The 21,984-nt window shown below is 67.4% G+C and carries 20 protein-coding genes and 2 pseudogenes; 9 read left to right on the plus strand and 13 right to left on the minus strand.

What is annotated here, in order from left to right; all coding sequences use genetic code 11:
• Window positions 1-23: 23 nt before the first annotated feature.
• From QZM35_RS26865 to QZM35_RS26875, 3 genes are all read right to left on the minus strand, one after another.
• Window positions 24-626, minus strand: coding sequence for a TetR/AcrR family transcriptional regulator (locus tag QZM35_RS26865; protein ID WP_301777150.1), 603 nt, complete (start codon window positions 624-626; stop codon window positions 24-26).
• A 223-nt stretch (window positions 627-849) separates the two neighbouring features.
• Entirely contained in the window at window positions 850-1,710 is an 861-nt protein-coding gene (locus QZM35_RS26870) for a hypothetical protein (RefSeq protein WP_301777151.1), read from the minus strand.
• A gap of 86 nt (window positions 1,711-1,796) precedes the next feature.
• On the minus strand, window positions 1,797-2,168 hold the full coding sequence (locus QZM35_RS26875) for a hypothetical protein (protein WP_144025253.1): 372 nt from the start codon (window positions 2,166-2,168) through the stop codon (window positions 1,797-1,799).
• A gap of 91 nt (window positions 2,169-2,259) precedes the next feature.
• On the opposite strand from QZM35_RS26875, the gene QZM35_RS26880 reads away from it, so the two are divergent.
• Window positions 2,260-3,204, plus strand: coding sequence for a hypothetical protein (locus tag QZM35_RS26880; RefSeq protein ID WP_301777152.1), 945 nt, complete (start codon window positions 2,260-2,262; stop codon window positions 3,202-3,204).
• A 117-nt stretch (window positions 3,205-3,321) separates the two neighbouring features.
• Here QZM35_RS26880 and QZM35_RS26885 read toward each other — a convergent pair whose 3' ends face one another.
• From QZM35_RS26885 to QZM35_RS26910, 6 genes and pseudogenes are all read right to left on the minus strand, one after another.
• Entirely contained in the window at window positions 3,322-3,897 is a 576-nt protein-coding gene (locus QZM35_RS26885) for a YbhB/YbcL family Raf kinase inhibitor-like protein (protein ID WP_301777153.1), read from the minus strand.
• A 346-nt stretch (window positions 3,898-4,243) separates the two neighbouring features.
• Window positions 4,244-4,840: a recombinase family protein gene (locus QZM35_RS26890; RefSeq protein ID WP_089429318.1), complete on the minus strand. Its 597-nt coding sequence runs from the start codon at window positions 4,838-4,840 to the stop codon at window positions 4,244-4,246.
• 50 nt (window positions 4,841-4,890) lie between these two features.
• A complete protein-coding gene (locus QZM35_RS26895) occupies window positions 4,891-5,469 on the minus strand; it encodes a hypothetical protein (protein WP_089429317.1) in 579 nt (192 codons plus the stop codon).
• Between the two features lie 15 nt (window positions 5,470-5,484).
• Window positions 5,485-9,569, minus strand: a pseudogene (locus QZM35_RS26900) (CheR family methyltransferase).
• Window positions 9,570-9,792: 223 nt separating this feature from the next.
• Window positions 9,793-10,485 (minus strand): chemotaxis protein CheB, encoded by a 693-nt coding sequence (locus tag QZM35_RS26905; RefSeq protein ID WP_089434122.1) that lies wholly within the window; start codon window positions 10,483-10,485, stop codon window positions 9,793-9,795.
• Window positions 10,486-10,509: 24 nt separating this feature from the next.
• Window positions 10,510-10,644 carry a hypothetical protein gene (locus tag QZM35_RS26910; RefSeq protein ID WP_256978459.1) on the minus strand — a complete coding sequence of 45 codons (135 nt, stop codon included), beginning with the start codon at window positions 10,642-10,644 and terminating at the stop codon, window positions 10,510-10,512.
• Window positions 10,645-10,786: 142 nt separating this feature from the next.
• Between QZM35_RS26910 and QZM35_RS26915 the strand changes: the two genes are divergently transcribed.
• The 3 genes from QZM35_RS26915 (at window position 10,787) to QZM35_RS26925 (ending at window position 12,113) form a co-directional block, all read left to right on the plus strand.
• The gene (locus QZM35_RS26915; RefSeq protein WP_089429314.1) at window positions 10,787-11,176 is read left to right on the plus strand and encodes a hypothetical protein; all 390 of its coding nucleotides are present in this window, start codon (window positions 10,787-10,789) and stop codon (window positions 11,174-11,176) included.
• 100 nt (window positions 11,177-11,276) lie between these two features.
• Window positions 11,277-11,474, plus strand: a complete 198-nt coding sequence (locus tag QZM35_RS26920) for a hypothetical protein (RefSeq protein WP_089429313.1) — start codon at window positions 11,277-11,279, stop codon at window positions 11,472-11,474.
• 84 nt (window positions 11,475-11,558) lie between these two features.
• The gene (locus tag QZM35_RS26925) at window positions 11,559-12,113 is read left to right on the plus strand and encodes a phasin family protein (RefSeq protein ID WP_301777154.1); all 555 of its coding nucleotides are present in this window, start codon (window positions 11,559-11,561) and stop codon (window positions 12,111-12,113) included.
• A gap of 54 nt (window positions 12,114-12,167) precedes the next feature.
• Here the strand turns inward: QZM35_RS26925 and QZM35_RS26930 are convergent.
• From QZM35_RS26930 to QZM35_RS26940, 3 genes and pseudogenes are all read right to left on the minus strand, one after another.
• Window positions 12,168-12,374, minus strand: a pseudogene (locus QZM35_RS26930) (TolC family protein); the annotation flags it as partial.
• A gap of 11 nt (window positions 12,375-12,385) precedes the next feature.
• The gene (locus QZM35_RS26935; protein WP_301777155.1) at window positions 12,386-12,865 is read right to left on the minus strand and encodes a BON domain-containing protein; all 480 of its coding nucleotides are present in this window, start codon (window positions 12,863-12,865) and stop codon (window positions 12,386-12,388) included.
• 250 nt (window positions 12,866-13,115) lie between these two features.
• Window positions 13,116-13,499, minus strand: coding sequence for a DUF305 domain-containing protein (locus QZM35_RS26940; RefSeq protein WP_301777156.1), 384 nt, complete (start codon window positions 13,497-13,499; stop codon window positions 13,116-13,118).
• Between the two features lie 164 nt (window positions 13,500-13,663).
• Here QZM35_RS26940 and QZM35_RS26945 point away from each other — a divergent pair, with 164 nt between their 5' ends.
• The 5 genes from QZM35_RS26945 to QZM35_RS26965 all read left to right on the plus strand — a co-directional run bounded on the left by QZM35_RS26945 (window position 13,664) and on the right by QZM35_RS26965 (window position 21,458).
• Window positions 13,664-15,490, plus strand: coding sequence for a thiamine pyrophosphate-requiring protein (locus QZM35_RS26945; RefSeq protein ID WP_301777157.1), 1,827 nt, complete (start codon window positions 13,664-13,666; stop codon window positions 15,488-15,490).
• A gap of 255 nt (window positions 15,491-15,745) precedes the next feature.
• Window positions 15,746-16,798 (plus strand): cytochrome c oxidase subunit II, encoded by a 1,053-nt coding sequence (coxB, locus tag QZM35_RS26950; protein WP_301777158.1) that lies wholly within the window; start codon window positions 15,746-15,748, stop codon window positions 16,796-16,798.
• 13 nt (window positions 16,799-16,811) lie between these two features.
• A complete protein-coding gene (gene ctaD, locus QZM35_RS26955) occupies window positions 16,812-19,448 on the plus strand; it encodes a cytochrome c oxidase subunit I (protein WP_301777159.1) in 2,637 nt (878 codons plus the stop codon).
• On the plus strand, window positions 19,445-19,846 hold the full coding sequence (locus QZM35_RS26960; protein ID WP_174971330.1) for a cytochrome C oxidase subunit I: 402 nt from the start codon (window positions 19,445-19,447) through the stop codon (window positions 19,844-19,846). Before ctaD ends, QZM35_RS26960 begins: the two co-directional genes overlap by 4 nt.
• 97 nt (window positions 19,847-19,943) lie before the next feature.
• Window positions 19,944-21,458, plus strand: coding sequence for a cytochrome c (locus QZM35_RS26965; RefSeq protein ID WP_301777160.1), 1,515 nt, complete (start codon window positions 19,944-19,946; stop codon window positions 21,456-21,458).
• A gap of 159 nt (window positions 21,459-21,617) precedes the next feature.
• Here the strand turns inward: QZM35_RS26965 and QZM35_RS26970 are convergent, their stop codons facing one another.
• Window positions 21,618-21,860: a DUF6566 family protein gene (locus tag QZM35_RS26970; protein WP_301777161.1), complete on the minus strand. Its 243-nt coding sequence runs from the start codon at window positions 21,858-21,860 to the stop codon at window positions 21,618-21,620.
• Window positions 21,861-21,984: the final 124 nt, after the last annotated feature.

The raw sequence follows: 21,984 nt of genomic DNA on the forward strand, positions 1-21,984 counted from the left end.
CGAAAGACCGGGTTCAGCAACGATCAAGCACGACGGCTACGGGCTTTACGCGTGCTTTCCGCTGCGACCCTGGACTCGTTCAGCAACATCTCCGCCGCCTGCCAGGCCCTTGCGGCAGCCTGCGAATCCCCGATCGCACGCGCATCCGCGGTCGCCCCGCTCAGTAACATCACGTACACGCCTGCCAGCTGACGTGCCCGGCGACGCGGAACGATCTCGGCGAGCAGTTGCTCCATGAGGGCCAGCAAGTCGTCCCGATAGCGCACCGCCACGTCGGTCACCTTGGGGCAGGTCGCGCCGAACTCGGCCAGCGCACGCTCGAACAGGCAGCCCGCGAACGCCGGGCTGTTGAACCAGGTGCCGTACCAGTCGAAAATCCCCTTCAGGCGCGCAGCAGCGTGCGGCATGGGGTCGAGCTTCGCGGCGATGCTCTCCATGATGAAGGTGTAGCGCTGTTCCAGCACGGCCTTGATCAGATCGTCCTTGCCGGCGAAGTGATGGTAGAGCGTCATGCGGGCAACGTCCGCTTCGGCGATGATCCGGTCGATGCCGACCGGATGAAAGCCATGCAGGGAAAACAGCTCACCTGCCTTGTCGACCACCTGCTGGCGTTTGCTCGCGCGCATTCATGCATCTCCTGACTACAGGGCGGCATCTTAGCACCGCCGCCCGCACCGCTCCTTTCAGCCTGTCGGGCATGTGTGCCCGCTGCCGGATACCGGTTGACCAGGACGCGCAACCGATACGCCGCCAGCGAACAGCGTCACGCAGGCCGACACAAGTACGGGTTTTGAAGCAGACGGCCCCCGTCGAAAACGGATGCCGCAATGACCGTTGCGCGCAGCGGTTTCAGCAAGGCACCCGGCCGCCGCCCATCATGCACCAGCGCTGCGTCTCCTGTGGCGGGGGCGCATACGGCAGTCCGGTCCTCGGATCGATGTGGTCATACTGCCCCATGGGGTGTCGAGCCCGCCACGCAGCCTGCTCCGCATACTGTTGCTCGATCGCGGCGTGCTCTCGTGCCAGATCCGCCTTCTGCGCGTCGTCCACTTTCTTCGTCATCGTCACGAGCCGCGCGAACTTCGGATCGCGAACATCCTGCAGCGGTGGAAACGGCGGCAAAGGCGGCATGATCAGCACCGGGCCGTTGTATTTCGGTATCGGCAATTTCGACGGCCGGCCAAAGTTCGCCGCCATATCCATCTCCCACAACGTAGCGCTCATGCCGAGCACATGTTCGTAGTCGCGATTGACGACCGCCAGCGCGACCGGCCCCGACGGGGCCGGCAATGGCTGCAGCGAAGGTGGAAGCGTCTGTCGAGCGTCGGGATAGATGATGCGGGCATACACGATCGCAGCGGCGGAGTACTGCTGGAGGACTGCCTCGTACGCATCCAGTATCTGCGCTCGACCGTAGCCGCCAGGATTCTCGAACATCGGCTTGTATGCCAATACCTTCTGGCTATACAACGCATTCGCATTCCGCTGCTCTGCGACAGCCTGTTGTTGAGGATCGGCCGGCGCGGACGCCGATAGCGGCGCACACCCCGACAACACGCTGGCGACGAGCAATAGCCCGGCCGTCGCGCCAACAGCCGACGCGCATCGACGCGACCGGTCGGCGGTCGCCCGGTTGACCCAGGCGAACAAAACAGTGGCCTTCTTGATGGTTCTTGTCTGCACGGCAGGGCGTCCGGAAGGCGTGGTCATCTTGAGCTGGGTCCTGATCGCGACTGCGAATGCGATGCGTCGCAGTCGAAAGGAAAGCGGCATGAAGCCGTTACTGGGGCGGAATCTCAACCTGGCGCACGTCGCACGACGATGCCCCGATCGACGAACGACGCCAGCAACCCCGTGTACGTAGGACATGCGCCGGTCGCATGGTGTGCGAGCACATCGTCGATTTCGGCCGAGTCGTTGCGCACGCATTCGTACTGCCGCGCAGTCGATGGATGCAGCGATGCGAACGCGCCGCACAAATGCACGTACGCAACGACTTCCTCGAACATTCGCGTATTGATCTCGAGGGCGACCATCATTTCCGAGCTATATCCGCATTCCGAATCCACCTTTGCTGCATAGGCCCGCATGTCACAGGCGGGCAGCCAGGGTGGCTCCAACCCGTTCAGGCTACGGGCGATCTCATCGATACTGGCTGTCCGTGTCATCGTGAAATTCCTGCCCAAGCCACACTCGGCGCCCCTGCATCGCTTCGCATCCGGCCCACAGCCTGACGACGCGAGAAGAACGATATGATGAATGTATACTAGTCGATCTACTTTGACTAGAATTGCGATCAGTAAAGCCGAGGCAATCGGCGCACGCACAACGATCGCCGTGTTTCTACTTCTCGATATATTTTCCGATCCTAATATTTGGGAAATGAACACGTTTCATAAAAGGGCTATTCGGCGGTTAATACACGACCGTAATGCCGGCGACAGGCAAACACGTGTGCGCCGTACCTTGAAGTGGTGTGCGCTATCCGCCGGCGTCCTGCTGATCGGCCTAAGCGCGTGCAAGCGCGCCTTGCCGCCCGCCAACCCGACGGCGGACCCCGCATCCGCGGTGTCGTTGCCGGCCGTCCATGTGCCGGAAACGACCCCTGCATCGCCGCTGCAAACGCTGCTGGGCGTATTCGGCGCGGCGAAGCCGGCAACCTGGCCGGCGTTCGACAACCTGCCCGGTGTGCACTGGAGCGACGCGAAGCCGCTCGGCAATCCGGTCGGCCATTCCCCCGAGGCCACGCATACCCGTAGCGGCAGCACGCTGCTCACCGGCTTCGGCGACGTGGATGTGCCGGACGGCAAGGTCGGCGAGGACGCCGGCGTCAAAACGGACAACGAAGGCCACGTCGGCGTCGTCCTCAACGGCAACGCGGCCACCGTCCTGTCGATCGCGCTGCGCAAGTTCTACCCGAGCGACGACACGCAGGACATCCTGCTGCGCCAGCTCGGCCGCCGCGCCACGGTCAAGCGCATCGCCGGCCGATGCGCGCTCGACTACGGCACCACCGCGCCCAACACACAAAGCAACGTGTTCTTCCGGGTCACCATCGCCAACGCCGCCGTGCCGGTGTTTGCGGAAACCTACGTCGATGAAGAGGGCGGCAATCAGGGCCCGGGGGCGACGAACTTCGTGTTCTACCGCACCCGGCCGGACCAACGTATCGCGAGCATGAAGTGCAAGGGCGCCGACGCGTGAGCAGGCGTGCGCGGGCGTCAGGACATTCGCACGAGCCGTGCATGCCGGCGCCTGCCTGGCGCCGCAAAGGCGGCTGAAGCAGCGAGTTTCGGGCCGCGTGCGAACCGCCGCTCACGGTCAATTCGATGCTCGGTGGTAAGTCGCGATATATCGCGCCTGTCCAAGGATGTTTCCATGCATCTGATAGGCAACGACCGCCGGACTCGACGTCGGTTTCACGTCGACACGCGGAATGGACAACGCGGATACCGTCACGACATATCGATGAGACTCGCCTTGCGGCGGGCATGGCCCACCGTACCTGGATTCGCCAAAATCCGTCAGCGTCTCGAGCGCGCCCACCGGCATGAGCCGCACATCGCCGGATGCCCCTTTCCGAATCGACGTTTCCGAAGGCGGGATGTTGACGACTACCCAATGCGTCCAGCCGAGCCCCCCGGTCGGGGCATCCGGATCGTACAGCGTGACGACGATGCTTCTGGTGCCAGGCGGAACGTGTGCCCACGCGATGCGAGGCGAGACATTGTCGCCACGGCATCCAAATCCGTTGTACACCTGAGCATTCGTGAACTGACCGTCATGATCGAGATCGTCAACCGTGACAGTCAGCGGATCAGCAAACGCAACTGCGGGCACGGCTGCGAAAAGTACCGTGGCGCAGATACTCGATCGCAGAAAAATACCCAGTCTCATGGCGGAATCCTGAGAGAAGTTCGGTGTGATGTTTCGCACGACCGGATTGACACGCGATATGCCGTGCATGCAACGGTCGTCGACGCGGATTCAAGGCTCGCGCTTCAAACACGAGTCGCACCAAGGACGTGCTCACCCGATTGCCTGTGCGACGGCCTACGCGACACATCCTAGGTTCATCGTGAATTCGGCAGTAGGTCGGCAGACAACATAAGCATGTTGCGTGAAACAGAACAATCCGCGACCGTATGCCGGACCTTCTCTCATCGCGCTCCCGGATGATGTCGAGCACACGGCCATTCAGGATTTCTGAATGCTCGCTTCACGCGACACTACGCGAAATCGATCAACCCTCTTCGGCGGCGAGCGCAAACGATGCCCGGATCCGCATGATGGTCTGACGGGACGTTCCGAACCTGCGCGCGACTTCACTGACCGACAGCCCCTTGTCGAGTGCGCGCATCACGCGTTCTCGATCGTGCCGCGCAAGCGAGGTGGGCCGGCCGACGTGCCGCCCGCGGTCTTGTGCGAATTGCACGCCCGCTTTGCCGCGCTGGCTCCTGGCCGCGGTCTCCAGCCGGATCACCGCCCGGAGCATCTTGATCGCCTGCGGTTCGGGGCGGCCCGCGAGATCGACGTTGCCGACTTCGACGCATTGGACGACGATCTTTTTGCTGCGGCATTGCATCAGGGTCGACAGCGCATCGCGCGCGCTGCAGCCAAGCGCGGCAATCTCCAGTACCACCAGCGAATCGCCAGGGACGGCGCGCCTCAGGATGCCCGCCAGCTCCGGCCGCTCGGCGGCGGCGACATACGGCGGGACACGGTCGATGGCGACGCGGTTGAGCACGACCGTGTGGCCGGCCTTGTCGAACGCAATCAGTTCCTGCTCGGGGAACGGGCTCTCGGTCGAGCTGTTGATGTAAAGAAAGGTACGGCTCAAGCGTCCCCCCGATGCATGCCAGGTTGCCGGCGGACGCACCGCCTCCGTTACTAGGCCCCGCTATCGCCCATGATGGCGTGCGCGATCACGTCGATCGACACCGGTTTCACGAGAACGGCATCGAACCCGCGCCACGCGTAACGCTCCAGCGTCGGCGGAACCATGGCGACGATCCGCGTGCGCGGATGCGAATTGACGGTGTTGACGGCCAACATGCAAGCGTCGTCGGGGTCACGCTCGACGTCGACGACGACCGCCGAGGCCGGGCCGTGCGCAATCGCTTCTTCGGCACGGTGCGCCGGCACCACGGTGGTGCTGAATCCGCGCAGCCGCAACAACAGCGCAACCGATTCCCCGACATGCGCGTTGCCGCGAAGAATCACGATGCGCCGGCCCACCTGCCGCGGCGGTTTGTCGATGACCGATGTACTGCGCAGGACGGCATCGGCGCTCAGCCAGAGCAGACGCGCCTCGCGATAGTCTTCCAGCGCGGATTGCCTGACGGCCTCGTTCGCGAGCGGGTTGGCGAACAGCGACCGGATGCGCGCCTCGGCCACCCCGAGCCGCCGGTCCGCTTCGTCGAACTGCGCCTTTGCATTTCCGTTGCGGTTATCGATCCCGTCCTCCATGTCTCGTTTCGCGTGTCAACTGCGCAGCCGCGTGAAGATCGACATCAGGTCGTCAAGCGACACGGGCTTCTTCAGGTGGGCATCGAAGCCGGCCTGCTCCGCCTGCTTCACGTCGGCGTCCTGTGCGTAGCCGCTGAGCGCGATACAGAGCACCGATTTCAGCGCCGGCACTTCACGCAGCTTTTCGACGAAGGCCAGCCCGCCCATGCCCGGCATGCCGATGTCGGACAGCACGACGTCCGGCACATGACCGTCGAGCGTCGACAACGCCGCCTCGCCGCTCGTTGCCGTCCGCACGACGGCGCCCTCGCCTTCCAGCAGGAGCTTGAACGTCTCGACCGTATCCGCATCGTCGTCGACCATCAGCACCTGCAGGCCCTGCAACGACTCGACCGGGCTTCTGCTGGCCGAACGCGCATCGGCGAGCACGCGGTGGGTCGGCAGCGTCACCGTGAACGCCGCACCGAGGCCGGCGCCCTTCGATTCCGCCTGCACGATGCCGCCGTGCAGGTTCACCAGTTCCTTGACCAGCGCAAGGCCGATGCCGAGACCGGGGCGGCGCACCGACGATTCCCGGCTTTGCCGGAACATGTCGAAGATGTGAGGCAGCAGCGCGGCCTCGATGCCGTTCCCGGTATCGGCCACGCGCAGCACGGCCTCGGCATGTTCGTCGACCTGCAGCGACACGTCCACCGACCCGCGGCTGGTGAACTTCAGCGCGTTGCTGATCAGGTTCCAGACGATCTGCTCGATGCGCGTGAGGTCGGCATGAATGATCACGGGCGCGGCGGGAATCGCGACGTTGAGGGTGAGGCCGCGCTGGCTCGCTTCGTCCTGAACGGCATGCGTGACGCGCTTCACGATCTCGCGCATGTCGACCGGCGTGCGCACGACCGACAGCTTGCCGGTTCGCACGCGCGAAATGTCGAGCAGATCGTCGATGATCTGCGCCTGGCCGATGACGGTGCGCCGGATCGTATCGGCGGCACGCGAGATGTTCAGGTTCTGCCGCGATTCCGGCGCGCGCGCGATCAGTTCCGCGCTCGCCGAAATGAGGTTGAGCGGATTCTTGAGTTCGTGCGACACCACGGCCAGGAACTCGTCGCGGCGCCGCACCGCATCCTGTTCGCCGGCTTCGCGCAGCGGCCCGACCTGCGCGGGGTGGCCGGCCTTGACCGCCGGCGCGAATTCCCCGAGATCGCGCGCGATCTTCGCATACCCGCTGATGCCGGGCTCGTCCAGGCGCGACAGCACGCCGCTCGCGAAGAAACGGGTGCCGTCCTTGCGCAGATGCCAGCGCTCCTCTTCGGTCCGCCCGTTCAGCCGGGCCTCGCCGAATTCGCGCTGGGCCACCTGGTTGGCGCGATCCTCGTCGGTCGACAGGAGGTCGGCGGACTGCCCGATCATTTCAGCCTCGGTATACCCGAAGATCCGCTCCGCGCCGGCATTCCAGCTGGTCACGATGCCGTCGTCGTCGAACGTGATGATCGCGTAGTCCTTGGTGCCTTCCGCCACGATGCGCATCAGTCGCTCGCCTTCGCGCAGCCGGTCTTCCGCCCGCCGGCGGTCGGTGACGTCGATGAAGGACAGCACCGCGCCGTCGATGCGGTCTTCGGTCGTGCGGTAAGGCACGAAGCGCGCGAGATACCAGCGTCCGTCGTTGCTCCGCAGTTCGCGCTCGATCAGGCGCAGCGAATCGAACGCCTCGGCCGCGTCGTCGGAGAGCTTGTCGTATTCGAGCCGGTGCGTGATGTCCAGCAACGACCGGCCGATATCCGACGGAATGATGCTGAAGACGTCCGTCGCCCGCGGGGTGTAGCGCTTGATGCAGATATTGCGGTCGACGAAGATCGTGCCGATGTCGTTCGCCGCGATCAGGTTCTGCAGGTCGTCGTTGATCTTGCCGGTTTCCTCGACCTTCGACTTGAGCTCCGCGTTGACGGTGGTCAGCTCCTCGTTGATCGACTGCAGTTCTTCCTTGCTGGTCTCGAGCTCTTCCGTCGCCGAACGCAGTTCCTCGTTGATGGCCTGCAACTCCTCGTTGGACGCCTTCAACTCTTCCGTCGACGTTTCCGATTGCTCGATGGTCGACTGAAGCTGCTCCTTCGTGCGCTGCAGCTCGCGCTCGAGCTGGCTGATGATCGGATCCTTCTGCACGTCGGCCGTCGCGGTTTCGGCACTGCTCATGCTGTCTTCGACTTCATCGAACAGCACCAGCACGAAATCCGCGTTGGCCTCCGGGTCGTGCACGGGCCGCGCGGTCATGTTGACGAAATACGAACGCGCGTCGCGCTCGACCCTCACCCGCCGTGCCTCGACGCTGCGATTCGTGTGCAGCGCCTGATAGATCGCCGTGCGCAGCTCGAGACGCAGTTCGGGCCGCACCACGGCAATGATGTTGTGCGACGGTTCGCCGCCCGAATAGCGCAGGAAGCGCCCGGCCCGGTCGGACAGGTGCACGATTTCGGAATCGCGGCTGACGAGCACGCTCGGCGGCGCATGCTGCTCGACCAGCCGCTGGTGCAGGTCGCCGAACGAGAAGCGGCGGCGGCCCGGCGGCTGGATGGTCGTCACGACGGGCCGGGTGCTCATCATGCCGGAAATGGCGACCGGCACCGGGGTGTCGCCGCGCACCGCCATGTTCGCGCGGTAGATGCGGTTGCGCTTGTCGACGACCGAGAACATGGAACTCACGCTGTCGGCCGACTCGGAGCTGCCGAGAAACAGCACGCCGCCCGGTCGCAGCGCGAAATGGAACATCTTCAGTATTTCGATCTGCGCTTCCCGATCCAGATAGATCAGCAGATTGCGGCAACAGATCAGGTCGAGCCGCGAGAACGGCGGGTCGCTCAGCACGTTGTGATGCGCGAACAGCATGTGCTCGCGCAGTTCCTTCTTGACGCGGTAGTGCGCGGCGTCCTTCGCGAAGAACTGGCGCACGCGGCTCGGCGTCACGTCGGCGAGAATCGAATCGGGGTACAAGCCGGTGCGCGCAAAGGAGATGGCCCGTTCGTCGATGTCGGTCGCGAAGACCTGGAACGACACGCCTTCGGCCGATTTCAGCGACCGCTCCTGCAGCAGCATGGCGAGCGAATAAGCCTCTTCGCCGGTGGCGCAGCCGACCGACCACACGCGAATGCGATCCTGCTCGCCGCGCCCTTCGAAGAAACGGGGCAGGACGTCGCGATCGAGTACGTCGAACGCCTCCTTGTCGCGGAAGAAATTCGTGACGCTGATCAGCATGTCCTGCAGGAGCGCCTGGGTTTCCTCCGGATGCAGATGGAGAAAGTCGCGGTAGGCCTGGAGATCGGTGATGCCGTTGACCTGCAGGCGGCGCTCGATCCGCCGCAGCACGGTCGCCCGCTTGTAATGCCGGAAATCGTGCGCGGTGCGCGTGCGCAGGATGATCATGATCTCGCGCAACGCGCGCTCGGCGGCCTCGTTGACCAGCTCTTCCTGGCGCTCCTCGTTCTCGGTGACGGGCAGGTGGATTTCCTTCGCGGTCACCCACAGGTCCATCAGCCGTTGCGGCATCTCCGCGGCGGTGGTCACGAAGTCGACCATGCCGGTCGCGATGGCGCTGCGCGGCATGCTGTCGTATTCCGCTTCCGCCGGCTCCTGGGCGAACGTGATACCGCCCATCTCCTTGACCCTCGACAGCCCGACGGAGCCGTCCGAGCCTGCGCCGGACAGCACGATGCCGATCGCGCGTTCGCGGTGGGCTTCGGCGAGGGTCCGGAAAAGAGATCGATGGCCGCCCGGCGGCCACTCTCTTCCGGCCGATGGGGGGCGACGCGCAGATAGTCGTCGACCATCGTCAGTTCGAGGGAGGGCGCGATCAGGTAGACGTGGTCGGGCTCGATCGGCGTGGGGCTCGTGACTTCCATGACGTGCATGCCGGTGGCCTTCTGCAGCAAGCTGGCCAGATTGCTTTCATGATCCGGCGCCAGGTGCATGACCACGACGAACGCCATCGACGTGCGTGCCGGCAGGGCTTCGAAGAACTCCAGGAGGGCGCTCAACCCGCCTGCCGACGCGCCGATTCCGACTACAGGATGATTGGCCTGGCTCGGGAGAGCCTGCCCCCGTCTTTTCGACATCGCTGCGTGTCCAGTTGAAAGAATAATGATGTGCGCGACCAACGGCGGGCAGGCGCATGACCCGCTTGCGCCAAGATACGCGTGGATCGCTATTATCCCTCCACCAGCATTGACTGCAAGAACTTTGCCGCGTCGGCGAACCTGCGGTGCCGGGCCCGGCATCGACCGCGCCGCCGGCCTGGATTCGTCAGACGCGAATGGGTATCGCCGCATTCCGTCCGGATCAGCGTGGCGGGCCCGTCATGCGGCTCAGCGGGCCGAACGCCGCGCACTCGGCAATCCACGTGCGCTGCTCGCCGGCGACCTGCTCGACGGCACGTTGCCTGCTGGCGATCTCGTTGTTCGTCGAGTCGCCCAGCGGGCTCGTCGTCAGTTCGATCAGCCGGCGTGCCAACCCGGGGAGCGACACCACGAAATCCGCATAAGGCACGGCGTGCAGCGGCATGTCGGACGCAAACGCTTCGTCGGGATCCTGGACGATCGTGGTGCCCCCGCACGACTGGATCGCATCGAGGCCGGCCGCGCCGTCGTCCAGCAGGCCGGTCAGGATCACGCCGATGGCGCGCGGCCCCATTTCGATCGCGACGCTGCGAAACAGCGGATCGATTGCGGGCCTCGCGAAGTTCTGCTTGGCGCCGCGCATGAGGCGCAGCACCGCGCCTTCGACGATCAGATGGCGATCCGGCGGCGCCACGTAGATCATGCCTGGCACGTAGGTCTCACCGTCCTTGGCGTGCACTGCATGAAGCGGGCCCGCCGAACTCAGCAGCGACGGCAGGAAACTGTCATGCGCGCCGACGTGCAGGACGATCGCGATCGTCGCCTGCAAGTCGCGCGGAAGGCGCGAAACGAGGGTGCGAAGCGTATCGACGCCGCCCGACGACGTACCGATTGCGATGAAGTCCCGATGAGTCAATGTGCCTCCGATATTCCCGCTGCTTCAAGTGTAGACCCGCATCGCACGCACATTCTTCACTTCTTTGAAAACGTATTCACCGAGCGCCCGGTCGGCCCGGAGGAATCGGGCGCGCAATTCTCGTACCGCACTGCCCGCGCCGGTGGTGTCAGACCACATTCCGCTCATCTCCACGGTTCATCGGTCTGTCCGTAATGATCGATATACGGACATCTTTCCCCGATGTACTTTCCGCTCGTCCCTGACTTAAGCTTGGTTACCGTCGTTTCCCACCCAGGTTCATTACTTCACAGGTGAAGGAATGGTCGTCCAGAGACTTTCATTTCGCGCCGTCGCGGGCAAGCTGCAAGTCATCACGGTATGGCGATGCCTGTGGCGAAGCGGCGTACGTGTATGCCGCTGGAGCATGCATGTCGACCAGCGTTCGGGCGTCGAATCGATGACCGTCGATATCGTCGGACCGGATTCGCTGCTGGCCGACGACGTCATGGTGATGCTCGGCGACTCATCCTTGCAATTGACTGTCACGCTGTTTCATATGGACGTGGTGCCGAATTCGGCAGTCGTGCAGGGACGCAGCAAGGAACGGTTGCGCGAGGCAGCGAATTCGGTCGCCACCGTTCGCCCGCATCCGAAGCTGACGCTGGTCAGGGATATCACCCGCCACGTCGCACGCACTGAACGAGACTGATTGCTTTCGACGCGCAAGCCGCGTCCGCCAAGCAATACCGTCTCACCCCATTCAGAACGAAACGGTAAAGATTGCCTGACAGGCAATCCAGGAGACAAACATGCTGAGCCCTCACGAAATTGCGGCGCTCATGCTGGTCAAGGCATCGCCCGACCAGATCGACATGAGCAGCGAGGAATTCGATACGCTGCGCACGCAGCAACTCGTGGAATTCGAGACCCTGGCTTCCGGCGCGCATCGCCTGCGCATGACGCACAACGGCGAAACGCTGCTTCGCATCGTTACGCAAACCTATTGACAGGCACCCTGACGGTGCAGCGACGCATGGGCCGACGAGGCGATCGAACCGCGGCGGCCATTTCCATTCAGGAGAGCGTAGATCATGAAAACCCGGGAGCTGGTTTCGAGCGCGCAGCGCGCCAATTTCGACTTCGCATTCGGTCTGGCCGGTGCGTTACTCGATGAAGTCGGGAAACTGGCCGAACTCAATGCACGATTTACACGGTCGGCCCTGAAGGACGCGTGGGTGGCCGCGGAAAGCGCGATCGACAAGCCGCAGGACTGGACAGCCGTCCCGCGCGCGTTCACCGAGCCGCTGGCCGAGAAGCTCCAGTCCTACCATCGCGAGTGGCTCGATATCGTGTCGACCGGCCACGCCGACGTGATCAAGGTCGCCCAGGCCGGCAGCGACCAATACGTGCACCGGATTCAGGCGTTCGTCGATGATGCGGCGAAGTTCGCGCCGTCCGGCTCCGAGGCCACCGTCGCGGCCTGGAACTCCGCGGTCGTCGCCGCGAACACGCTGTACCAGACCCTCGGCAGCACCGGGCAGCAAGCCGTCGAAGTCGCGCGCAGCAATTTCGACGTCGCCGCGCTCGCCGCGTCGAAGCAGGCCAAACGGGCGGTCGACCAGGAACAGCAGGCCGCCAAACGATAGCGGCCGATGCGGGCGACGGAACCGGTTGCCGCAGGCGGATCGAATCGACGGCGATCGCCATCCGCCGCCCAGCGCCTTGTACAACGCGACGAAATCGGTCGTCGTCCGCAGCGCGCCCTGCTCAGCTTGTTGCCGGCCCTGTGACCATCGCCGCTCGGCGTCGAGCACGTCGAGAAACGGCGACAACCCGTTGCGATAGCGGTCGCGCGCCAGGTCGAGCGCGCGCTGTTCGGCCTTCACCGCGTCGTTGAGCGCGGCCGCGGCGGCGTGCGTCAGCTCGAATGGCCGTCGGTCGGCGCCTTGTACTCGCTGCGCGTGCCCAGCGCGTCCTCCACGCCGTGCACGCCATGCAGCGCGGCCACGCCGTCGACGACCGCCTGCCGTTCGGATTCCTCGATCTGGCCGGTGAGGCACACGCGCCCGCGCTCGACCCGCACCTCGACGTCGCGCGGGCGAGCGACGAGCCGGCCCAGCGCCGAACGCACGCGCTCGGCGACTTGCACGTCGCTCGCATCACCCGCGAGCCAGTCCGCTCGCAGGCCGGCGATCGCGCCGCGCGCCTGGTCGGCCGCCCGCTTTGCCTGCGTGCTCGCATAGTCCGCCACTTCGCGTCGGCGTGCGACCGCCGTGTCACGGATCTGCGCGCGCCGCCGCCGGCCCGATGCCGGATCGAAGAAGTACATGGCGGCCGCGCCGCAGGCAACGGCCACCGCGAGATTCAACAACGGGTTCGAAGGGATTCTGGAGTTCATGGAAGCACCGTAGGCAATACCCGGAACGACCGGGCTTCGTCGTCATGTGCAGCACGCTCCGTTCCCCGGGCTCCACGGTCGCGTACACGCGGCCGCGATGCAGCCTGGCAACCGAAACGACAACCGTTTGAAAAATCATAGAGGCCCGCACCGCGTGCCCGTCCTTCCATCACGATTCGGGCGGTTGGGGTGGGTCGGCGGCGGGTCGGCGGCTTCGGGCACGACGATCGAAAACGCGCCCCGCCTCGGCTCATGGCGTCTTGCCGTGCTCCTTCTGCCAGCGCTCCATCAATGCGATCTCGTCGCGCTGCGCGGCGACGATCCGGCTCGCGAGCTGCCGCAACGTCGGATCTTTCCCGTACTTCAGCTCGACCTGCGCCATGTCGATCGCCCCCTGGTGATGCGGCGCCATGTGCGCGACGAAATCGCGGTCGGCGTCGCCCGTGTAGTGCGCGGCCTCCATCGCGTCCATCATCTTGCTGTCGGCACGCCGGTACGCCTGCGTGGGCGAATCGGGCACGCTGACGGGATCGGCGGGGCGCAACTGTCCTGCGGCGGGCAGTGCAAACGCGCAGGCGGTCAGCACCATCCAGATGGCGCTCCGGCTCAGGGTCGTGCGAATGAATGTGGGCATGTGACAGGTCCTCGATAAAAGATTGAACGTTTCGCATGCGGCCTTCCCCCGTTCGCACGCGTGCCGCCTCCTGCCGAGTGCAACGCCCGTACCAGCCCGGATGCGCGGCATGCGCCTTGCGCGACGGCCTCGCATCGGCTCTTACCGAACCAGGGAGAAACGGCATGGCGACAGTGGCGGATTTCATCGTCGAGCGGCTGTACGACTGGGGCGTGCGCCGCATCTACGGCTACCCGGGCGACGGCATCAACGGCTTTTTCGGCGCGCTGAGCCGTGCCGACGGCAAGATCGAATTCATCCAGGCGCGCCACGAGGAGATGGCGGCCTTCATGGCGTCCGCGCATGCAAAATTTACAGGCGAGCTCGGCGTGTGCGTCGCGACGTCCGGCCCCGGCGCGTCGCATCTCGTGACGGGGCTGTACGACGCCCGGCTCGACCACATGCCCGTGCTCGCGATCGTCGGCCAGCAGGCGCGCGCGGCGCTCGGCGGCCACTATCAGCAGGAAGTCGATCTCACCGCGCTGTTCAAGGACGTCGCGGGCGCGTTCGTGCAGCTCGCGACGGTGCCGGGCCAGGTGCGCCACCTGGTCGACCGCGCGGTGCGCACCGCGCTCGGCGCGCGCACCGTCACGGCGCTCGTGCTGCCGAACGACCTGCAGGAACTCGACTACGCAGCGCCGAAGCGCGCGCACGGCACCGTGCATTCGGGCATCGGCTACACGGCGCCGAAGGTCGTGCCGTACGCCGACGATCTGCAGCGTGCGGCCGACGTGCTGAATGCGGCCAGGAAGGTCGCGCTGCTGGTCGGCGCGGGGGCGCTGCGCGCGACCGACGAGGTGATCGCGGTGGCCGACCGGCTCGGCGCGGGCGCCGCGAAGGCGCTGCTCGGCAAGGCCGCGCTGCCGGACGACCTGCCGTGGGTCACCGGCTCGATCGGGCTGCTCGGCACGAAGCCGAGTGACGAGCTGATGAACGAATGCGACACGCTGCTCGTCGTCGGCTCCGGCTTCCCGTATTCGGAATTCCTGCCGAAGGAAGGCCAGGCGCGCGGCGTGCAGATCGACCTGAAGGCGGACATGCTGAGCCTGCGCTACCCGATGGAAGTCAATCTCGTCGGCGACAGCGCCGAGACGCTGCGCGCGTTGCTGCCGTTGCTCGAGGCGCGCCGCGACACCGGCTGGCGCGACCGGATCGCGACCTGGAACACGGCATGGCACGACACGCTCGCCGCGCGTGCGGCCGCGAAGGCCACCGCCGGGCGCGGCGTGAATCCGCAGCGCGCGTTCACCGAGCTGTCACCGCGCCTGCCCGACGACGTGATCCTGACGAGCGATTCGGGCTCCTGCGCAAACTGGTATGCGCGCGACCTGATGATGCGGCGCGGGATGATGGCGTCGCTGTCGGGCGGGCTCGCGTCGATGGGCGCCGCGGTGCCCTACGCGATCGCCGCGAAGTTCGCGTATCCGGTGCGCCCGGTGATCGCGATGGTCGGCGACGGCGCGATGCAGATGAACAACATGGCCGAGCTGATCACGGTCGCGAAATACTGGCGGCAGTGGCCCGATCCGCGCTGGATCTGCATGGTGCTGAACAACGAGGACCTGAACCAGGTGACGTGGGAGCAGCGCGTGATGGAAGGCGACCCGAAGTTCGTCGCGTCGCAGCAGATTCCGAACGTGCCGTACTACCGCTTCGCGACGCTGCTCGGCCTGAAGGGCATCTACGTCGACGATCCGGAACAGCTCGACGCCGCCTGGGACGAGGCGCTGGCAGCCGATCGCCCGGTCGTGCTCGAAGTGAAGAGCGACCCCGAGGTGCCGCCGCTGCCGCCGCACGTGACGCTGCAGCAGGCGAAGCATTTCGCCGAGACGCTCGTGAAAGGCGATCCGCGCGAGGGCAGCGTGATCGTCGAGACCGCGCGGCAGGTGCTGTCCGCCGTGCTGCCGGGCAACGGCGCAGCGGGCGGCAAGCGCGGCAAAGGCGAATCGTAGGGAGCAAGCGTGACGGGCCGACGCGGGGCGGCGCGGCGCGCTGGCCGACGTCGACGTCGTCCCGCCCGCGCGAGCGTAAGCGGGTTCCCGCCCATGCTCGTCGCGTCGCCGCCGGGTCGATCGACGTGCCGCATGCGGGCAGCCGGATCACAACAGGGCTGTAACGCCCACGACATTGCGCCCGCAACGCACGAGCCACCCGCGTGTTCGCCCATCGCGCACGGGAATTGCTCCGATGCCGGTTGCCGTCGACGCATGTCGTCGCCTTTCGCAGGAGCCGTGTTGCCCGTCCCGCCGCCATCGACAGCGCGCCGCGTCACGCGCCTCGCCGGATTCGCGTGCGTTGCCGCGCCGGCCGCCGCCTGCGCGGCCGGCGAACCGCTGCCGCTCGCGTACGTCGCGCACGCGGCCGGGCCGGCCGCGCAGCCCGTGTTCGTGCTCGGCTGGGCGCTGCTCGCGCTGTGCACGGCGGTGAGCCTCGTGATCGCGGCGCTGCTGCTGGCCGCGCTGTTCCATCGCCGCACCCGCACCGGCGGCCGGCGCGACGGCGTCATGTTCGTGGCCGCCGGCAGCGCGGTGTCGATCGTGCTGCTGTTCGGTGCGCTCGTCTACATGCTGCGCGTGCTCGGCGCGGTCGCGACGCCGCCGCGCCCGCCCGCGCTGACGATCGTCGTCACCGCGCACGACTGGTGGTGGGCCGCGCGCTATCCGGATCCGGCGAGCGGCACCGGCTTCGTCACCGCGAACGAGCTGCACATCCCGGTGGGCGAACCCGTGGCGATCGAGCTGAAGAGCGCCGACGTGATCCATGCATTCTGGGTGCCGCAGCTCGCGGGCAAGACGCAGACGATTCCCGGCCAGACCAACCGCCAATGGCTGCAGGCGGACCGGCCGGGCATCTATCGCGGCCAGTGCTCGCAATACTGCGGCGCGCAGCATGCGCACATGGCGCTCGAGGTCGTGGCCGAGCCGCCCGACGCGTTTCACGCGTGGCTCGCCGCGCAACGCCAGCCGGCCCCCGCACCCGGCACCGATGCGCAACGGCGCGGCCAGCGCGTCTTCGCGTCGCGCTGCGCGGGTTGCCACGCGGTGCTCGGCACCGATGCGGCGGGCGACGCGGGCCCCGACCTCACGCACGTCGCGTCGCGCCGGCTGCTCGCGGCCGGCACGCTCGACAACACCCCCGACAACCTGCGCCGCTGGATCGCGCAGGCACAGCAAATCAAGCCCGACACGCTGATGCCGTCGATCGCGCTCGCGCCGCGCGACGCCGACGATCTCGCCGCGTATCTCGCGACCCTGCACTGAACGGAGGATGCCGATGGCCATCGCCCGCGACCTGCCCGCCCCCGCCCGTGTGCCGGATCTCGGCGACGCGCCGCCCGGCTCGGCGCACGAGCGCGCGCTCGCCGCGCTGTGGGAATCGGCGCCCGGCTGGCGCGGCTGGCTCGGCACGGTCGACCACAAGCGCATCGGGCTGCGCTACATCGTCACCGCGTTCGCGTTCCTGCTGCTCGGCGGCGTCGAGGCGCTCGTGATGCGCATCCAGCTCGCGCGGCCGAACGCGACCCTGCTGACCCCCGCGCAATACGACGCGCTGTTCACGATGCACGGCGTCACGATGATCTTCCTGTACGCGCTGCCCGTGCTGTCCGGTTTCGCGAACTACCTGTGGCCGCTGATGCTCGGCTCGCGCGACATGGCGTTCCCGCGGCTGAACGCGTTCTCGTACTGGGCGTTCCTGTTCGCCGGACTGTTCCTCTATGCGAGCTTTCCGCTCGGCGCGGTGCCCGACGGCGGCTGGTTCAACTACGTGCCGCTCACGTCGCTCGACTACAGCGCCGGCGCGAACATCGACATCTATGCGCTCGGGATGATCCTGCTCGGCATCTCGACGACCGGCGGCGCCGCGAACTTCGTCGTCACGCTGCTGCGCATGCGCGCGCACGGGATGTCGATCGACCGGCTGCCGATCATCGTGTGGGGCACGCTGACCGCGTCGGTCGCGAACCTCGTCGCGGTGCCGTCGATCAGCCTCGCGTTCCTGCTGCTGTGGCTCGACCGCAATGCAGGCACGCATTTCTTCGACGTCGCGCACGACGGCCGGCCGCTGCTGTGGCAGCACCTGTTCTGGATGTTCGCGCACCCGTGGGTCTACGTGGTCGTGCTGCCGGCGATGGGGATCGTGTCCGACGCGTTGCCGGCCTTCTGCCGGCGGCCGCTCGTCGCGTACGAGGCGGTCGCGGTCTCGACCGTCGCGACGATGCTGATCGGTTTCGAGGTGTGGGTGCACCACATGTTCGCGACCGGCATCGCGCCGCTCGCGCTCGCGTTCTTCGGCGCGGCGAGCATGCTGATCTCGATCCCGAGCGCGGTCGCGGTGTTCGCGTGGATCGCGACGATCTGGACCGGCCGCCCGGTATTCCGCACGCCGTTCCTGTATTTCGCGGGCTTCGTGCTGATGTTCGTGATCGGCGGCGTATCGGGCGTGATGACGGCCGCCGTGCCGCTCGACTGGCAGCTCACCGACACGTACTTCGTCGTCGCGCACCTGCACTATGTGCTGCTCGGCATCAACGTGTTCCCGGTGCTCGGCGGGATCACGTACTGGTTCCCGAAGTTCACCGGGCGGATGATGAACGAACGGTTCGGCCGCTGGACCTTCTGGGTCGTCCTGACCGGCTTCAACGTCGGCTTCTTCCCGATGCATGTGTCGGGGCTGCTCGGGATGCCGCGCCGCATCTATACCTATCCGCCCGGGATGGGCTGGGACACGTCGAACCTGGTGACGACGATCGGCTCGTTCGTCTTCGGCATCGGCATCGTGATGTTCGTCGTCAATGCGCTCGTGAGCGCGCGGCGCGGCGCGCGGGCCGGCGCCAATCCGTGGCGTGCGGCCGGCCTCGAATGGTCGGTCGCGTCGCCTGCGCCCGTCTACAACTTCGCGGTGCTGCCGCTCGTCGCGTCGCGGCATCCGCTGTGGGAGACGCGCGACGATGCGCGCCGCACCAGCGTGCGCGTCGGCTACCGGCTCGCCGACGGGCGCGAGGCACTCGCCGTGACGCCGCTCGCGGCCACGCCGGACGCGATCCTGAAGATGCCCGACGACACGTGCCTCCCGTTCGTGCTCGCGCTGCTCGCGACGGCCGTGTTCGCGGCGATGCTGGTGCGCTCGCCCGCGCTCGTCTGCGCGGCCGTGGCCGGCTGCGCGATCGCCACCGCCGCGTGGCTGTGGCCGCGGCGCACGCTGTGGCAACGCGACGAGCCGCCCCGTCGCGAACCGGCGCCGGCCCAGCCCGCCGCCGTGCCCCACCGCCCCGACGAGCCGCTGCCGGCACCGGTGCCGCACGACGCGCCGGCCGCCTGCCTCGCACCGCTGCCGGTCGGCAGTTGCGGCGAGCGCGCAGGCGGCTGGTGGGGCGTGATCACGCTCGTCGTGACCGAAGCCGGGCTGTTCGGCTACCTGCTTTTTTCCTACTTCTACCTGCAATCGCAATCGGCCGCGTCGTGGCCGCCCGAAGGCATGCCGAAGATCGGGCTCGCGGCCGTCAACACGGTCGTGCTGCTGTCGAGCAGCGGGTTCGTGTGGCTCGCCGAGCGCGCCGTGCAGGCCGGCCGGCGGCCGCGCGCGGTGGCGGCGCTCGCCGTCGCGCTGGCGCTCGGCACCGCGTTCGCGCTCGTGCAGCTGCACGAGTGGCGCGACCATCCCTATGGCCCGACCGCGCACCTGTACGGCAGCCTCTACTTCACGATCACCGGGTTCCACCTCGCGCACGTCGTCGCCGGGCTCGCGATCCTCGCGCTGCTGGCCGGATGGACGGCCGCCGGTTTCTTCGGCCGCGAGCGGCGGGTCGCGCTGACCGTCGGCGGGCTCTACTGGCACTTCGTCGACATCGTGTGGCTGTTCATCTTCACCGCGCTGTACGTGTCGCCGTACTGGCTCAGGAGACCGGGATGAACGGCGTACGACACGCGTGGACCCCGCTGCTCGCGATCGCGGCCGGCCTCGTCGGTGCGCCGGCGCTGTGGTTCGCGCAGATGCTCGTCTCCGAGACGCTCGCGTCGACCGCGTGCCATCCGCTCGGCGTCGCGCAAGCCGCGCCGCGCTGGGCGCACGTGGGCGTGTGGCTTGCGCTGATCGCCGCGGGCGCGTTCGCATTGGCCACTGCCTGCGCGACCTGGCTCGCGCGCGCCTGGGGGCACCGGCACGCTACCGATGCATCCGCCGCGACGCGCGACGACAGTACGCGCTTTCTCGCGCGCTGCGGGATGCTCGCCGCGCTCGGCTTCGTGATCGGCCTCGTGTTCACGGGGATCGTCACGGCTTTCGTGGGGCTTTGCAGCCCATGGCACTGATCCTGATCCTCGCCCCGCTCCGGTTCGCGCGGCCCGGTGCGCCGGGCCGCCGGGCCGCCGCGCCGGCGTCGCGCTCGGTGCGCTTGCGGCGCTTGCCGTGTGCGGCGCGCTCGCGGGCTGCAGCCCGCAGGACGACACCGCGCGCACCGACGATGCGACGGAACCCGCGTCGTCGGCTTCGGTCCCGAGAGACGAGTCCGACACCGGCTGGCGATATATCCGGATTCGCGCATCGGCCGCGGACGCCGCCGCGTCCCCTGCGTCAATGGCCGCGCGTGCGAGCCAGGATCCGTGGCTCGCGCAACCGGGCGCCGCGTCGACGCCCGCCTCCGCAACCGCACCTGCCTCACCCGCCACGCCTCACGATGCCGCAACCCGCCGCCCGGCCGTCAAGGCTGCCGCCGCGGACACCGACGCCGCGACGCTCGCGCGCGGCCGTTACCTCGCGCACGCCGGCGACTGCGCGGCCTGCCACGACGCGGCCGACCACACGCCGTACGCCGGCGGCCAGCCGGTGAACTCGCCGTTCGGGCCGATCTATGCGCCGAACATCACGCCGGACCCGACCCACGGGATCGGCCACTACACGCTGCAACAATTCGACGACGCATTGCGGCGCGGCGTGCGCGCGGACGGCAGCCGGCTCTATCCGGCGATGCCGTACCCGTCGTTCGCGCGGCTGAGCGCCGACGACGTGCGCGCGCTGTATGCGTATTTCATGCGCGGTGTCGCGCCGTCCGCGAACGCGGCGCGTGCCACCCGCCTGCCGTTCCCGTTCAACCAGCGCTGGGCGCTCGCGCTGTGGCGCGTCGCGTTCGCGAGCGACGCGCGGTTCGAGCCGCAGCCGTCGCGGTCAACGGAATGGAATCGCGGCGCGTATCTCGTGCAGGGGCTCGGCCACTGCGGCGCGTGCCATACGCCGCGCGGCCCCGGTTTCAACGAGCGCGGCTACGACGAGCGCAGCGCGGCGTTCCTGACCGGCGGCATCAACGACCACTGGTTCGCACCGAACCTGACGGGCGCGGCGGCGGACGGCCTCGGCCGCTGGTCGGCCGACGACATCGCCACGTTCCTGCGCAGCGGCCATGCGGCACGCGGCGCGGTGTTCGGCGCGATGGCGCCCGTCGTCGGCGAGAGCACTGCGTTGCTTACCGACGCCGATCGCCACGCGATCGCCGTCTACCTGAAATCGCTGCCGGCGCGGCCCACTGCCGCGACGAACCCGCTCGGCGTCGGCACCGCGCGGCTGACCGCGGCCGGCCCGCGCCCGGAAGGCGGCCAGCAGGCGCCGGGGGCCGGCGTGTATGCGGGATTCTGTGCGCGTTGCCACGGCGCGGACGGCCAAGGCGTGCGCGATCACGGGCCGCCGCTCGCCGACAATCCGGTCGTGCTCGCGGCCGATCCGACCAGCACGATCCGGATCGTCGTCGAAGGCGCGCGGCCGGCGCCGGGCAAGGACGACCCGTCGACGCGGATGCCGGCCATGCGCGGCACGCTGACCAGCCGCGACATCGCGGCGGTGGTCAGCTATGTGCGCGGCGGCTGGGGCAACCGTGCCGCGCCCGTGTCGGAGCAGGACGTCAGGCGGTTGCGGGAAGCCATCCACCAATGAGCGGCCGGGCGGGTCGACGTCGATGTCGTATCGCGGCAGGTCAGGCCGCGCGTCGCGATCGGGGTCGTAGCGGTCGATATGAAGGGTACGCGGATCGCTCATCGGATCCCGCCCTGGCGCGAGACGGCTTGCGTTGACGGTGGGCTGGCGCCATGCCGGTCACGGGCCGTCCAGGCGCCGGTCGATCAGGTCGCGGCCACGCTCGATGCCCTCGCGCAGCGCCTCGAGCTCGGTCAACCACGCGCGGCCGGCCGGCGCCGGCACGGTCAACTCGATGCGAGCGCCGTCGACATACACCTGCACCTCGTCACGCCATGCGTCGCGTTCGTCGCGCCGCGCCCAGACGAGAATCTCGTGACCACGATACGGGTTGCGAACCTGCGCGTCCTGTTGGTGCCCCATGGTGGTCTCCTGTCCATATCTGCGATGTCGATGCAAAAAATGCACGCCGCCTGTCGCGGGTTGCGCCCCCGCCCTCTGCGCATGCGCCGTTCCCGGCCGGCACGCGGCTTGCGTGCCTGATGCG

The sequence above is a fragment of the Burkholderia sp. AU45274 genome (assembly GCF_030482505.1).
Taxonomy (GTDB): domain Bacteria; phylum Pseudomonadota; class Gammaproteobacteria; order Burkholderiales; family Burkholderiaceae; genus Burkholderia.